General features: G+C 72.0%; 14 protein-coding genes. 3 read left to right on the top strand and 11 right to left on the bottom strand.

The window, feature by feature from the left end:
* Nucleotides 1-59 precede the first annotated feature (59 nt).
* From ABT129_RS21670 to ABT129_RS21640, 7 genes are all read right to left on the bottom strand, one after another.
* Nucleotides 60-446 (bottom strand): DoxX family protein, encoded by a 387-nt coding sequence (locus ABT129_RS21670; protein ID WP_351903827.1) that lies wholly within the window; start codon nt 444-446, stop codon nt 60-62.
* A 46-nt stretch (nt 447-492) separates the two neighbouring features.
* Nucleotides 493-963 (bottom strand): carboxymuconolactone decarboxylase family protein, encoded by a 471-nt coding sequence (locus ABT129_RS21665; RefSeq protein WP_351903824.1) that lies wholly within the window; start codon nt 961-963, stop codon nt 493-495.
* Nucleotides 964-1091: 128 nt separating this feature from the next.
* Entirely contained in the window at nt 1092-2600 is a 1509-nt protein-coding gene (locus ABT129_RS21660; RefSeq protein WP_351903821.1) for a right-handed parallel beta-helix repeat-containing protein, read from the bottom strand.
* A gap of 133 nt (nt 2601-2733) precedes the next feature.
* On the bottom strand, nt 2734-3240 hold the full coding sequence (locus ABT129_RS21655) for a DinB family protein (protein WP_351903819.1): 507 nt from the start codon (nt 3238-3240) through the stop codon (nt 2734-2736).
* A 98-nt stretch (nt 3241-3338) separates the two neighbouring features.
* Nucleotides 3339-5633, bottom strand: coding sequence for an FG-GAP repeat domain-containing protein (locus ABT129_RS21650; RefSeq protein ID WP_351903816.1), 2295 nt, complete (start codon nt 5631-5633; stop codon nt 3339-3341).
* Nucleotides 5634-5769: 136 nt separating this feature from the next.
* Entirely contained in the window at nt 5770-6945 is a 1176-nt protein-coding gene (locus ABT129_RS21645; protein ID WP_351903813.1) for a hypothetical protein, read from the bottom strand.
* Nucleotides 6946-7086: 141 nt separating this feature from the next.
* Nucleotides 7087-7587 (bottom strand): hypothetical protein, encoded by a 501-nt coding sequence (locus ABT129_RS21640; RefSeq protein WP_502981844.1) that lies wholly within the window; start codon nt 7585-7587, stop codon nt 7087-7089.
* Between ABT129_RS21640 and ABT129_RS21635 the strand changes: the two genes are divergently transcribed.
* Both ABT129_RS21635 and ABT129_RS21630 read left to right on the top strand, forming a co-directional pair.
* The gene (locus ABT129_RS21635; RefSeq protein WP_351903810.1) at nt 7580-8398 is read left to right on the top strand and encodes a helix-turn-helix domain-containing protein; all 819 of its coding nucleotides are present in this window, start codon (nt 7580-7582) and stop codon (nt 8396-8398) included. The genes ABT129_RS21640 and ABT129_RS21635 overlap by 8 nt on opposite strands.
* Entirely contained in the window at nt 8395-8568 is a 174-nt protein-coding gene (locus ABT129_RS21630) for a DUF397 domain-containing protein (protein WP_351903807.1), read from the top strand. Before ABT129_RS21635 ends, ABT129_RS21630 begins: the two co-directional genes overlap by 4 nt.
* A gap of 62 nt (nt 8569-8630) precedes the next feature.
* Here ABT129_RS21630 and ABT129_RS21625 read toward each other — a convergent pair whose 3' ends face one another.
* The 3 genes from ABT129_RS21625 to ABT129_RS21615 form a co-directional block, all read right to left on the bottom strand.
* Nucleotides 8631-9854 carry an FG-GAP-like repeat-containing protein gene (locus ABT129_RS21625; RefSeq protein WP_351903804.1) on the bottom strand — a complete coding sequence of 408 codons (1224 nt, stop codon included), beginning with the start codon at nt 9852-9854 and terminating at the stop codon, nt 8631-8633.
* Nucleotides 9855-9972: 118 nt separating this feature from the next.
* On the bottom strand, nt 9973-10872 hold the full coding sequence (locus tag ABT129_RS21620) for an alpha/beta fold hydrolase (protein WP_351903801.1): 900 nt from the start codon (nt 10870-10872) through the stop codon (nt 9973-9975).
* Between the two features lie 677 nt (nt 10873-11549).
* Complete coding sequence (locus ABT129_RS21615; protein WP_351903798.1) at nt 11550-12239, bottom strand: iron-dependent transcriptional repressor DtxR; 690 nt, start codon at nt 12237-12239, stop codon at nt 11550-11552.
* Nucleotides 12240-12412: 173 nt separating this feature from the next.
* On the opposite strand from ABT129_RS21615, the gene ABT129_RS21610 reads away from it, so the two are divergent.
* Nucleotides 12413-13180 carry an SIS domain-containing protein gene (locus tag ABT129_RS21610; RefSeq protein WP_351903795.1) on the top strand — a complete coding sequence of 256 codons (768 nt, stop codon included), beginning with the start codon at nt 12413-12415 and terminating at the stop codon, nt 13178-13180.
* 33 nt (nt 13181-13213) lie between these two features.
* Here ABT129_RS21610 and ABT129_RS21605 read toward each other — a convergent pair whose 3' ends face one another.
* The gene (locus ABT129_RS21605; protein ID WP_351903792.1) at nt 13214-14542 is read right to left on the bottom strand and encodes a PAS domain-containing protein; all 1329 of its coding nucleotides are present in this window, start codon (nt 14540-14542) and stop codon (nt 13214-13216) included.
* Between the last annotated feature and the right edge of the window lie 14 nt (nt 14543-14556).

The raw sequence follows: 14556 nt of genomic DNA, 5'->3' as shown, positions 1-14556 counted from the left end.
GGCGCGGCGCCCGGGGGCCCCCCCCCCCCCCCCGGCCGTTCGCTGCGCGTCCCGTCCGGTCAGCCGGTGAAGGCCTCCGGGCCGAAGCGGCCCCACGCCACGAAGGCGATCAGGACGATGTAGACGAGATCCACCCCCACGAGCTTCGTCTCGTGCCGCCGGAGCCGGGTGATCGCCGCCCCCACCATGATGATCAGCAGCCCGACGGCGGCGAGCGGGACGAGCACCGGCGCGACGCCGAGCAGGGCGGGCAGGACCAGGCCCAGGGCGGCCAGGACCTCAAGGGCGCCGATGGCCTTCACGCCTCCGGCGCTGAAGTCCTCGACCCACCGACCGCTCGGCCCGGCCGCGGCGATCCGCGCCTTGGGGGTGACCACCTTGTAGCCGCCGCCGGCCAGGTAGGCGAGGGCGAGCAGTCCGGTGACGATCCACAGCGCGACGTTCATGGGACGTTGCCTCTCGGGGTGGTGGGGTTACGGGGTGCGGTGGTCGTTACGCGAACCGGCCGGGCTGGTAGTCGCCGGCGGGCTGCTGGATGATCGCGTTGCCCCGGTTGAAGGCGTTGATGATGGCGATCGCGGTCACCAGGGCGGCGAGCTGCTCCTCGTCGTAGTGCTTGGCGGCGTTCGCCCAGGCCTCGTCCGAGACGCCGCCGCCGTCGGCGAGGCGGGTGCCCTGCTCGGCCAGTTCGAGGGCCGCGCGCTCGGCGTCGGTGAAGACGGTGGCCTCGCGCCAGGCGGCGACCAGGTGGAGCCGGACCGAGTCCTCGCCGGCGGCGAGGGCGTCCTTGATGTGCATGTCGAGGCAGAAGCCGCACCCGTTGATCTGGCTGGCGCGGATCTTCACGAGCTCCTGCGTGGCGGCGGGCAGGGTCGAGCCCTCCAGAGCCTTGCCCGCGGCGATGATGTGCTTCCAGACCTTGCCGGCGATCGGGCTGGTGAACATGTTCAGGCGAGCGCTCATGGCGAGTTCCTCCGTCGTGGTCGTTGCGTACACACACAGGACGGAACGAGCGCGCCGGGATGTGACACGGGCGGATGTGACCTGCATCTCAGGGGGCGTGGCCGGCCCGGCACGCCCCCTTCACGCTCCTACAGCCCGGGGCCGTTGTAGGCGCCCCGGTGCGGCTTCGCCGTCGTGGAGACCGGGTTCCCCCAGTAGTCGCGGCCGCCGTTGCCGCTGATCACGGAGCCGTTGCCCAGGGCGGGGGAGGTGGAGCGCAGCTTGTAGCCGTCCACGGAGTGGATCGTGTCGCCGCCGGTGCCGGGGTTCACGAAGTGCGGGTCGCCGGCGATTCCGTTGGCGGTAGGGCGGGGCACGCCCTGGAAGACGTTCCACCGGTAGGAGATCCCGGCCGCCGTGGGCAGCCGGGAGTCGGCGGTGCCCACCCAGATGTTGTTCTCGACGACGCTCTCGTCCGGGAGCGTGACGGAGAACTTCCTGTCCGTGCAGTAGAAGACGTTGTTGTACATGTGCAGCGCGGAGCGTCCGGCGCTGACGCTGCTCATGCGGCAGTCGTTCTCGGAGATGTTGTGGCGGATGACCTGCCGGGCGCCGCCGATGGTGCCGCAGCCGTCGCAGTCGAGGAAGAAGCCGCCGATGTTGTCGCGGCTGAAGTTGTACTGGATCAGGCAGGTTCCGGTGTTGCCCCAGTCGCAGTCGAAGGCCTGGCTGTCGGCGACGGACATCCGGGTGATGCCGTACACGGCGTTCTTCTGGATGGTGGGGTTGTGGTCGCCGAGCACCCAGATCCCGGCGAAGTTGCCTCCGGAGAAGGGGTACACGCCGTTCCCGACGCCGGAGGCGTTGTTGTACTGGATCATCGGGGTGTCGGCGTAGCTGACGATGATGCCGTCACCGCCGACGTCCTCGACGACGTTGTGCTCGACCAGGACGCCGGTGCCCTTGACCGCCATGGCGCCGACGCGGATCTTGAGGCCGCCGCCGCCCGTGTCGGCGACCCGGTTGTGGTGGACGTACACGTCGTTCAGCGTCGAGTTCGTGCCGCTCGCGCCGGTGACGATGCCGGCGGACTGGACGAAGTCCTCGGTGGTGGGGCTGTTCTTGCTCGTCTGTCCGGCGACGCGGTCGATGACGAGGTTGCCGATGTCGAAGCCCCGGTGGGCGGTGCCGTCGGTGGCGGAGATCCGCAGTCCGGTGCGGCGGGCGAGGGTGGCGGCGGGGTTGGTCAGTCTGAGGCCGCTGATCCGCCAGTGGTCCTGGTTGGTCAGGGAGACGGCGTCGGGAGCGCCGCCGCCGTCGATGACGGGCAGGGCGCCGGTGCCGTGGGAGGTGAGGGTGATGGGCGCGGAGGCGGTGCCGCTGCCCCGGGGGGCGAGGGCGCCGGTGCAGGTGGTGCCGGACGCGAAGGCGAGCGTGTCGCCGGGTCCGTAGGTCCTCGCGTTGGCCTGGGCGATGCTGTGGAACGGCGAGGCCTGGCTGCCGTCGCCGGCCGTCGGCCGCGAGCAGTCCACGTAGGTGGTGCCGCCCGCGGCCGAGGCGGTGGCGTCGGAGACCGCGACGCTTCCGGTGAACGCGAGGGCGAGGGAGACGAGCCCGCGGCTCATCGCCCTGCGCCCCTCGACTGACCTGAGACTCATGGCGCAACGCCTTTCTGGAGGTCTGCTGCGGCCAGAAGGTATGAGCGCTCGATGATCGAGTCAATGCGTCGCTGTCGAATGATCGAATTTCGTTCAGGCGAAGGGCGGTTGCTCCTCCAGCCGTGCGGCGGAGCTAGTCGCCGGTCGTGCCGTCGAGCAGTTCGCGCACGATGTCGAGGTGACCGTTGTGACGGGACGTCTCCTCGACGAGGTGGAGGAGGATCCAGCGCAGGTCGACGTGGCGGCCCTCGCGGACGGCCCGCTTCGCCTTGTCGTCGAGGTCGCTCGCCGCGACCAGTTCGCGGTAGCGGGCGCTCTGCGCCGCGTACTCGTCGAGCAGCCGCTCCAGCGGGAAGTCGACGGCGATCCGCATCTCGCGGTCGGGGTCCTCGTCGGTCCAGGGGCCCTCGTCCTCCTCGCCGAGGAAGACCACCTGGAACCAGTAGTACTCGACCCAGCGGAGGTGGTTGACCAGTCCGCTCAGGGTCATCAGCGGTGAGCCCGGCAGGACGGACCTGCGCGCGTTCTCCGCGGAGGCCCCCTCGCACTTGGCGCGGGCGGTGTCACGGGCGTAGTCGAGGAACGCGGTGAGCTGGCTGCGCTCGTCCCACGCGGGCGGCGTGTCGTCGATTCTTGTCATCGCGCGCAGCGTCCCCGATCACCGCGACCGGTGTCGAGGGATTTACCGCGGGGCCGGTCCTCGCGGTGGAGGACCGGCCCCGCGTACGGCGTTCCGCGTCAGAAGACGAGGTTGTACGAGGTGCCTCCGCCGAGCACTCCGGCGGCCGTGCGGCCCGCGAACGGCGCCTTGTAGTCGCCCGTACCGGCGTAGAGGTACGCGGCGCCGCCGGGGCCGTACGCGAGGAGGTCGGGGCGGCCGTCGTCGTTGCCGTCGCCGATGCCGATGGTGTCGGTGTACGCGTTCCAGCCGCCGCCGATCCTGGTGCGGGGCGCGAACGTGCCGTCGCCCCTGCCCAGGTACAGCCAGAGGACGCCGCTCCTGTCGCGGGCGACGAGGTCACCGGCCGGGCCGCCGCCGATGTTCCCCGTGGCGGTGATCTGGTTGTAGATCCCCCAGCCCCGGCCGATCTTCCTGCGCTTCTCGAAGGGGCGCTCTTCACTCCGGCCCATGCTCTTGTAGAGCCACAGGTCACCGGCCTTGTCGGTGGCCACGAGGTCCGCGCGGCCGTCGCCGGTCAGGTCGCTGCCGCCGGTGAATTGGGTGTACGTGTTCCAGCCTCCGCCGATCCGCGTCCGGGGCGGGAACGTCACGTTGTAGCCGACGCCGGCCCCGTCGTACATCCAGAGCACGCCGTCCCGGTCCCGGGCGACGAAGTCGGCGGCGCCGCGCACGACGATGTCGCCGACGGCCTCGATCCGGTCGTAGCCCTGCCAGCCGCCACCGACCCGGATGCGCTCGCCGTCCGCGACGAGGCGCTTCTTCGAGGTGTCGTACCTGGTGTCGGTCCGCCACAGCACGCCCTGGGCGTCGCGGGCCAGCAGGTCGGGGGTGCCGTTGTCCTTGAGGTCGTGGGGGGCGGAGGTCTTGATGCCGTAGAAGGAGCCGTTGGCCTCCACGGCCGGGCCCACACCGTTCTGCGGGGTGGCCTTGAAGGACCAGTCGTACTCGCCGATGCGGGCGTCCGCGCCCATCTCGGACTCGTCCACGATCGTCGACCAGGAGACGCAGACGACGTCGTCCGCGCAGAGGTAGGGGCTGCCGGCGGACTCGGTGTAGAGCGAGAACGACTTGGTGAAGGTCTTGCCGGTCCGACGGTGGGTGACCGTGAGGTCGATGTCGGCGTTGTTCCGCGACAGCTGCCACTTGAGCAGCGGGGCGGTGTCCAGGTCGAGCGTCTGCGGGAACTGCGCACCGAGGTAGACGAGCTCCGTCGGCTCGCCGGTGGAGGCGATCAGCTCGGCGGCCGGCATGCCGTCCGTGCCGAGGGCGATCCGGTAGAGCCCCTCGCCCTTGTCGAGGGTGCCGCCGCGCGCGAGGAAGGTGCCGTCCGGGCCGGGCACGATCCGCTCGGTGTAGTCGAGGATCGTGATCGGTGCGTCCCGGACCGGGGACTTCGCCCTGAGCGGGATCAGCGGTTGCCCGCTGCCGCCCAGACCGTTCCCTTCGAGGGTCGACGGCTGGGCGTACATCGCCCACGAGCCCAGCAGACCGCCCGTGAGCGCGTCCCCGTCGCCCAGGTCCAGCCGTGTCTCCGCGCCGGTGGCCCGGTCCGCCACCACGAGGTGCTGGGGGCTGTCGTCCTTCCAGTGTGTCCAGGCCAGGTGGGTGTCGGAGAACGCGCTGAACCCCCACCTCTCGTCGGGGTGGACCACCGAGTCGGTGTCGTGGGTGGAGACCACCGAGGCGGTGGCGAGGTCCACCAGGGCGAGGTGGTACCCGGGCGAACTGCCCTCCTCGTTCCACACGTAGTACGAGACGAGGACGGAGCCGTCGCGCGCGACGGTGGACTGCACACGCCGGGCGGCGGCGGGGATGCCGGTGATCGTCCTCTGGGTGACGGCGGCTCCGGTGCGGGTGACGAGCCGGGGCTCCTCCGTGCGGTCCTGACGGATGGCCGTCGCCAGGACCGTGTCCCGGGAGACGCCCTTCACGTAGCTGAGCTTCAGCGCGCCGAGGTCGATCGTGACGGGGGCACCGCCGACGGCCATGTCGTGGAGTTTGACGATCTTGGAACTTCTCATGCTCTCCCCGTCTCCGGACACGATCACGTCCGAGGCGGTGGAGTCGACCTGGGAGACGTCCAGCTTCGTCGTCGTGCCGTCCCCGTACCGGGTCCACTGGTACCCCGTCTGCCAGGTGTACGACAGGAAGCCGGTCTTCCCGGCCGCGGCCAGGCTCGCGTCCTTCGGGAACGGCAGGGGCGCGTTCGCCGGGGCGGCGGGCGCGGCGGCCGGCGCGGGTGCGGGAGCCGCGGTCGCCGGCACGGCCAGGGCGCCCGCGCCGAGCGTGACGGCGAGGACGACGGTGGCCGCTGCGGAGACACGGCGGCGGGTCGGACGTGCGGAGTTCAAGGCTTCCCCCCAGGGAGATCGAAGCGGCGCGCGCTCCCACGGGCGCCGCACGGTCTGACTCACGGGAGGTCGGAGGGGTTGTACGCGACTCGTCGGCAGGACGCTCGGGCGAGGGCGGGGAGTCCGCCGGGCGGCTTCAACCCAGCCGCTCCCGAACGACCTTGTCCACGCGGTCCCGCCAGGGCGTGAACGGGGTCGTCGGGCGGGGCTGGAACCGGCGCTCATGGGTCTTCCAGGCCTCCTCCGTGCGGCAGGGGCCGCAGAAGGTCTCGTCGCCGGTGGGCCGGAACACGTGGGTGTTCCCCGGCCCGTCGCAGGTGATCAGCGGCTTGGGGACGGGAGCCGCCGGGGCCCAGGCCTCGTGGCCGGGAGCCTCGGTCGCGTGGCCGAGGGCCCCGGTCGCGGCAAGCGGCTCGCTCACGGCGGGCGGGAGCTTCGCGACCAGGCGGTGCCTGAGGAACCCCGCCGCCGAACGGACGCCGTCACGGGGCAGATGAGACGACAGCGCATGCAGCAGATCAGCGGCCGACACGCCTCTCCGCAGCCACTCCGCCGCCGCCTCGGCCAGCCCCCTGGCCTCCCGCACCCCGAGCAGCAGGTCCCGGTTCCGGTGCCGGAGCGAGAGCAGCAGGCGTTCCGCCAGGGCGACTTCGGGGGCCTGCCCCTCGGCACCGCCGCCCTCCGGCTCGGGAGCCGGTTGCGGCTTCGGAGCCGGTTGCGGCTCGGGAGCCGGTTGCGGCTCGGGAGCGGGGTCGGATGCCGGGGCGGGGTCGGGTGCCGGGGCCGACGGCGGCTCCTGCACGGGCGCCGGGGTCGGCTGCGGCTCCAGGGTCAGTCGCGGCTCCTGGGCTGCGTACGCCTCCGGCGCCGGAGGCGGTAGCGGCGAGCGCCGCGATTTCGGCGCGCGCGCTTGGGTGGGTGGGTGGGAGGAAGTCTTGCTACCAAAGTCTTCGTCTTCCGGTGGATAGTGACCGGTGGTCCGGGCCCTCGGAGAACCGCTCGTCGGTTCCCCGGCCGCCGGAACCCGGTCCCGGATCGCGACCGCCTCTTCACGCGTGAGGGTGACGTTGGACAGCAGCTGCGCGGTGGTCCAGTACCCGCGCTCGCACTGCGACTTCCACTCGTGGAGCAGCCCGCAGGCGATCAGGAACTCCTTCGCCCGCTGATAGGCACGGAGCTTGATCCCCAGGTCGGTGGCGTGCTGGTGGAGGGGCTTCTCCGGCGCGTCCTCGGGAAGGCCCTGGACGTGCATGAGGAGGATCTTCGCGTCGCTGTTCAGACGCGGATGGGACACGAGGTTCTTCGAGACCATCGTGAAGCAACGAACCGGCGCGATAACATGCCGAAGCATTTCTGGTGGACTCCAGATCCACTAGTGGTGAAGGTCCCCGGGCTACTGGTGTTGGCGCACCACCGGGGGCCGCTCCCATTCTCACGGAGCGTGATGTCGCGGTCACCGTACCGCACACTTCACCAGCTGATGCAACAACTCCGGCTCTACGAACGGATCTTCGAGCGTCGGCCGCGACCGCCAGTCCAGCGGCCACGTCGCCCCGGTCAGCGCCGGGATCCCCACGTACGACTCACTCCTCCCGCCGCCGCTCAGCGCCCTCGACGGCGCCGGCCACACGTGGTCCCCGGCGGTGCGGGGCGGCAGCAGGAAGTACAGGTTCCGCTCACCCGTCGCCTCCCGCACGATCGGGCCCGCCTGGAAATCCGTGAACGCCATCAGGCGGTACGCCACGTCCTCACCGAGGAACCCGCCGATCCGTACGGCGTCGAAGTGCACGCCCGCGTGACGGAGGGCATGACCGGTTGCGGGCACCCAAGAGGGTGCGGTGTCAAGCGACTTGCGCAGATTCATGCGGCCAGCTTGGAGGCCGTGTTCTCCTGTGACCAGCGACACAGTCCGGTTGTGCGGGACTGTGCACTCGGGGAGGTGGGCTGTGAACAAGGGGAACAGTGGAGGCCCGGGCGCCGCGAAGGCGTTCGGCGCGCTGCTGCGCTTCTACCGCGAAAGGGCGGGTGTCTCACAGGAGGCCCTGGGGCGGGAAGCCGGATATTCCAAGTCCCAGGTGGCCATGATCGAGCGCGGCGATCGGCGAGGCAGAGGAAATTTCGTCGAGATCGCGGATCGGATGGTGGGTGCACACGGTGCACTGCTGACAGTGGCCGGGGAGGTGACGGCGAGTGGAATCGCGGCCTGGTTCGGGGACTACGTGGAGGAGGAGGCCAAGGCCGCCGGTGTCCACAAGTACGAGGCCATCCTCATCCCCGGATTGCTCCAGACCGAGGAGTACGCCCGGGCAGTCTTCGAGTGCGCCATTCCGGCCTGGGAGGACGAGGAAGTCGAGGCGATGGTGGCGGCTCGCATCAAGAGGCAGGAACTGTTCCGCCGCAAGCCCGCCCCGATCGTGACCTTCGTCCTCGACAAGGCCGCGATCACCAAGCCGCTCGGCGGTCCGGAGGTACTCCGAAGGAATCTGCTGTACGTGCTTGAGTGCGCCGACCTGCGGAACGTCACGGTTCAGGTGATGGACGAGGGACGGCGAACTCACGCCGGGCTCAGCGGTTCGTTCACCCTCCTGGAGACCCACGAACGCCGTAGTCAGCTCGTCTACGTCGAGGGCCAGGGTGGCAGGTACTTTCTCAGCGAACAGCCGGATGTCGGGGACTGTTTCGCCCGCTACAGCGCCCTGCGGGCTCAGGCCCTCACCCCGGAGGAGTCAGCAGAACTCATCGAACAGGTGGCACGAGAGCTATGAGCACCGACCTCAACTGGTTCAAGAGCAGCTACAGCAGCGACCAGGGCGGCGACTGCGTCGAGGTCGCCGCCTGCCCCGGCGCCGTGCACGTCCGTGACTCCAAGGACACCGACCTTCCCTCCCTCTCCGTCTCCCCCGCCGCCTGGGGCGACTTCCTCACCCTCGTCTGACAACGGCGAAGGTCTCCGCCCCGTACCCCGGAGCGGAGACCTTCGGTTGCCCGTCCGGCGCGTCAGAACGCGCCGTTCAGGCCCCACCACGCGCTCATCTCCGGCTGGCCCGCGCGGAGCTTGCCCGTGCCCGTGCCGCCGTAGAGGACCAGGCAGCCGACGCCTCGGCAGCCCTCGCCGTCGTATCCGCTGGTGGTGATCGTCGCCAGGTCGTTGAGCCCGTCGGAGCCGAAGTCGCCGACCGCGAGGAACGAGGCCATGACGTTCCAGCCGCCGGAGCCGATCAGCTGGCGGGAGCCGACCGCGCCGGTCGTGCCCGGGTAGAGCCAGAGCTTGCCGGTGGCCGCCTCGCGGGCGATCAGGTCGGGGCGGGCGTCGCCGTTCATGTCGCCCGCGCCGACCAGCGTGTTCATCGCGTTCCAGCCGCCGCTGCCGATCAGCTTGCGGGCGCCGAGGGTGCCCGTCGAGGTGCCCGGGTAGAGCCAGAGCTTGCCCGAGGCCTTCTCGACGGCGATCAGGTCCGCGCGGCCGTCGCCGGACAGGTCACCGAACGCGGTGATCCGGTCCATGCTGTTCCAGCCGCCGCTGCCGATCAGCTTGCGCGCGCCGAGGGCGCCCGTACCGGTGCCGGGGTAGAGCCACAGCTTGCCGGTGGCCGCCTCGCGGGCGATCACGTCCTCCCGGCCGTCGCGGCTGAAGTCGCCGTGCCGGGTGAGGGTGTTCATGGCGTTCCAGCCGCCGCTGCCGATCATCCGGCCCGTGTTGTCGCCGGGCAGGAACCAGAGGCGGCCCGCCGTGTCGCGGACGACGACGTCCGCCTTGCGGTCGGCGTTCAGGTCGCCGAAACCGGCGGCCTTGGGCGACGTGTAGGAGTGCCACGACGGGTACGCCGACTCGCTGCACTCGCGCGCGGTGGGCACGAACTTCACCGAGCTGACGGAGTTGCTGCCGGGGCCGCCCCAGTCCCTGAGGTTCGGGTCCGGGTCCCGGACGGAGCCGCCGAGGGCGTCCGCGTAGTTCGGGCTGTCGTAGGTGCAGACGAACTTGTCCGTGCGGTTGGCGATCGTCCGGAACGCGTTGTCCCAGGAGCCCAGCGTCGGCGCGTTCGTCTTCGTCTTGTACATCGTGCCGGTGGCGTTGTCCGTCTTCCAGGCGCAGAAGTAGCCCTTCGGACAGTCCTGGACCACGGCCTGGGCCGGCGCGGCGCCCGCGCCGAGGAGCCCGGCGGAGCTGAGCCCCAGCGCCGTGGCCACCGTGGCCAGGCGCCGCAGCATAGAAGTGCGCATGCGTTCCCTCCCTGAGGCGGCGCGGAGAAGACCTCGGACGCGCCGCGAGAGGGACGGTATCCCGCCGCACGATGCACGCCAACATCCGGGCTTCCCGCTCGCCCCCCGGGGGGCCGCTCTACGGCGTCAGCACCCCGTTCAGGAAGGGCCCGACCGCCTCGCGCCAGGCGTCCGGGTGCTCGTAGTGGAGGAGGTGGCCGGCGTCGGGGATCTCCGCGTACGACCCGTGGGGCAGCACCCGGACCATCTCCTGCGCCTCCGCCCGCCCGAGCTCGCCGTCCAGGCCCCGGAGGACCAGCGTCGGGCAGCGGACCTGGGCGAGCGACTCCCAGTGGGCGTCGTGGACCCAGGTCTCCCGGGAGGTCAGCATCTGCTCGGGGTCGAACACCGGGCCCCAGCCGTCCGGCCGTTCGGCCATGACCTCGGCGAAGAAGGCGCCCCGGGCCGGGTTCGGCCGCTCGACCCACGGGTCGTCCTCGCCGAACCACCGGCGGGCGGCGTCGAGCGAGGGGAACGGGGCCGGCCAGCGGCGGAACCAGTCCCGCCACTCGCGCTGCGAGGCGGCCCCGAGCGCCGAGGCGCGCATGTCGCAGATGACGAGGGCGCGGACGAGGTCCGGCCGCTCGGCGGCGAGCTGCCAGGCGGTGAGGGCGCCCATGGAGTGGCCGATGAGGGTCACCGGGCCGAGGCCGAGCTGTTCGACGGCGGCGGCGGCGTCCGCCACGTACGCCTCGCGGGTGAAGAGGCCGGCGGCGGGCTTCTCGCTGTGCCCGTGCCCGCGCTGGTCGAGGGCGACGGTACGGGGGATCCCGGGGCCGACGGCTCCCGGCTCCCCGGCTCCCCGGTCTTCCGCGGCCCGCGCGAGGCGGGCGACCGCCGGGGCCCAGTGGGCCGCGTGGCCCATCAGGCCGTGGAGGAGTAAGACCCCGGGGCCGGTCCGCGGGGCGGACGTGGGCGTGAAGTCCCAGGCCGCCAGCCGTACGCCGTCGGCCCCGGTGACGTCGAGTCGTCGCGCCATCCCTGGCACCCCCTCTTCCTGCCGTCGAACCTCGCCAGACTATCGAACTCGCATTCGAAAATGCGCTCCTGCCGCACAACACCCCTCGTTCGAGTGACAGGGCTCAAGGATTGACCCTCGCCGCCGAGGGGAGATCTTGAACGGGAGGCGGACCGCTCGGGGAAAACGGTCCGAGGGGATTGACCTTGAGAGCTCGGGGCTCCAGGTCAGCTCAGGGGAGGACAGGCCCCGGCGCCCGAGGGCGCCGGGGCCCTCTGTCGTCCGGTCCACGGCCACCCGCGTCGGCTGTTCGGCAGCCGTCCGGGGCGCGGTGGTCCGCGCCGGCGGCCCGACATCCGCCCGGGGCGCGGTGGACCGATCCGGGCGTCCGGCATCCGCTCGCTGCACGGCCCCACCCCTCCCCGGTATCGCACCTCTCGCACCAGCGTGGCACGGCGAGGGCGCGGGCGTGGCCATTCCGGCGTAAACCGGGGCGCGCGACGGACGTTGAGCTCCCATCCCGCCGATCCGCCGGCCGGTCGTGACCGGCCCGGGGCGACCATGACGGCCCGTCATCCGCCCACCGGAGGTGGATCTCGTCCCTATGACCGGGAGTCGCCGCGCCCTTCCGCCGACGGGATCGCCGCGTCCTTCCCGGGGACCCCCGGGAAGGAGGCGGCGCGGTCCCGCGCCCGGGTTCAGCGCTTCGCGACGAACACGTGCGAAGCGACCTCCGCGTCCAGCTCGGCGGCCTCGCCGCTCGAACCCACCAGGACACCGCCCGGAGACTCCGTCACCGACACCACGGAGCCGGGCTGCACGCCCGCGCGCCGCAGCGTGTACATCAGCTGCGCGTCCGTCTGGATCGGCTCGCCGATCCGGCGGACGACCACCGTCTTCCCCTCGCTGGCGTCCAGATCGGCGAGCGAGACCATCGAGTCGTCGAGGAAGGCCTCCGCCTCCGCCTTCTCGCCCAGCTCCTCAAGGCCCGGGATCGGGTTCCCGTACGGCGACTCCGTCGGGTGACGCAGCAGCTCCAGGACCCTCCGCTCCACGGCCTCGCTCATCACGTGCTCCCAGCGGCAGGCCTCGGCGTGCACCTGCTCCCACTCCAGGCCGATCACGTCGACGAGCAGACACTCCGCGAGGCGGTGCTTGCGCATGACGCGGGTGGCGAGGCGGCGGCCCTCGTCCGTGAGCTCCAGGTGCCGGTCGCTGGCCACGGCCACCAGACCGTCGCGCTCCATCCGGGCCACCGTCTGGCTCACCGTTGGCCCGCTCTGGTCGAGCCGTTCGGCGATCCGGGCACGCATGGGGACCACACCTTCCTCCTCAAGCTCGAGGATGGTGCGGAGATACATCTCCGTTGTGTCGATCAGTCCGGACATACGTGCCCCTCGATGAGTCGTGCGCTGGCCCTGCACCAATTCTGACGCATCGCGCCGACAACCGGGTCTCGCCGTCCACAGGTGGTATTGACAGAGCAATGGTCCAGACCGCACCGTGATCGGCGACCAGGGCACGACCACGACACGACGGCGACGAACAAGGAGCTTCTGGAATGGGCGACAGCGCGGGCGAGAGCAAGCTGGCCGGACAGTTCTTCGACGCCGCGATCGGCCTGCTCCAGCAGGTCCGCGACGGCGACTCCGCCGAGATCGCCGCGGCGGGCACCGCGATCGCCGAGGCCGTCGCGAACGGCAACCGGCTCTTCGCCTTCGGCGCGGGCCACTCCTCCCTCGCCGCCCAGGACGTCGTCTACCGCGCCGGCGGCCTCGCCCTCATGAACCTGCTCGTCGTCCCCGGCGTCGTCGGCGTCGACGTCATGCCGGCGACGCTCGGCTCCGCCCTCGAACGCGTCGACGGCCTCGCCGGAGCGGTCCTGGACTCCTCCCCCGCCAAGGCCGGGGACGTCCTGATCATCATCTCCCTCTCCGGGCGCAACGCCCTGCCCGTCGAGATGGCGATGAACGCCCGCGCCCTCGGCCTCACCGTCATCGGCGTCACCTCGGTCGCGTACGCGACGGAGACCAAGTCGCGGCACGTCTCGGGGACGTACCTCAAGGACCACTGCGACATCGTCCTCGACTCCCGCATCGCCGTCGGCGACGCCGAACTCACCCACGAGGGCATCGAGGCCCCCTTCGCGCCCGCCTCCACCGTCGTCACCAGCGCCCTCATGCAGGCCACGCTCGCCGCCGCCGCCGAGGAGCTCGTCCGGCGCGGCATCGAGCCGCCGCTGCTCCGCTCCGGGAACGTCGACGGCGGGCACGAGTGGAACGGCCGCGTGATGACGGAGTACGGCGACCGGATCTTCTACCGGCACTGAGCCCCGCCCCCGGGTGGCCGCCGCGCGCGGCGGCTACGCCGGGTCGGCCAGGTCCAGGGCCGCCGCCACCCGGGACGCCACCGCCTCCGCGAAGACCACGTCCTCGCGCTCGAAGGGCTTGCGGCAGGCGGCCCGCAGGAACGTCAGGACACCCAGCGTCCGGCCCCGGGAGCGCAGCACCACGCACACCGCGTGCGCCGCGTCCCCCGGCCACTGGTGGGCCTCCGCCCACACCTCGGCCGTCCGGCCCGCGCTCGCCCGCACCGTGCCCACCCGGTCCCAGGCCTGCAGCGCCGGGTGCCTCGGCCCGTACCGCAGCGGGATACCGCCGCCGACGACCGGCGAGGACGGGCCGGGAGCACCGCCCGCCGGGGTGGCCAGGGCCCGGGTCAGCCGCCGCTCGCCCGCGATCCGGTCGACCAGGGCGTGGTCCGCGAAGCCCGCCAGGGCGAAGTCGAGCAGCACCGTCGCCGCCTCCGCCGGGTCCTCGCACTCCGCCGCCGCCGCGCCCGCCCGGTGCAGCTGGCTCCACCGGAACCGCAGCCGGTCCGCGTCCCGCGTCGCGAGCCGCTCCTCCGTGACGTCCTGGAACAGCCAGGCCACCCCCAGCGGCACCGGCTCCTCCGCCATCGGCGAGGACAGCCGCAGGAAGCCGCTCCGCCAGCACCGGCGCCGCTCCCCCGCCGAGGTCCGGAGCGTCACCCACACCTCGGCGGGCGCGGGCGGCGTGCCCTCCGCCAGGACGTGCTGGAGCGCGGCCTCCAGCTCCTCCGCGCCGTGCACCACGACATCGCCCAGCGGGCGCCCCAGCAGGGCCGTGCGCCCGGTCTCGAAGGCGCGGGCCGCGTGGCCGTTGACCATGGCGGGGCGCAGATCGGCGTCGACGAGGACGACCCCCCAGGAGGCGTCCTCGAACAGGGCCTCGCTGAGCGCCACCGACCGCTCCAGGTCGAGCTGGACGTGGACCTCGCTGAACGCGCAGTACACCCCGGCCGGACTGCCGTCCGCGCCGCGCACTCCGGCCGCCTGGCTCCGTACGAGCACCCGGCCGCCGTCCTTGCGCAGCAGCGCCAGCTCGTGGACCTGCCGCCCGGGGCCCTTCATGACCCCCATCAGCCGGCCCAGGGTCTCCTCGGCGTCGGCGCTGCGCGCGGCCCACCCCTCGAACCCGCGCCTGCCGACGGCCTCCTCGGCGGACCAGCCGAGGATGCGCTCGGCCTCGCGGTTCCAGTGCGTGACCGTCCCGTCGGCGTCGAACGCGCAGAGCGCCGCGTCCATCCCGTCGAGCAGCGCGGCCAGCAGATCGGCCCCCGCCCCGGGAACGGAAGCGGTCTCGCTCGCGGACCCCGTGAAAGCACTCATCCCGGCACCCCCCA

The sequence above is a fragment of the Streptomyces sp. NPDC002057 genome, from assembly GCF_040296665.1.
GTDB lineage: Bacteria > Actinomycetota > Actinomycetes > Streptomycetales > Streptomycetaceae > Streptomyces.
This window is presented reverse-complemented; position numbering and strand designations above follow the sequence as displayed.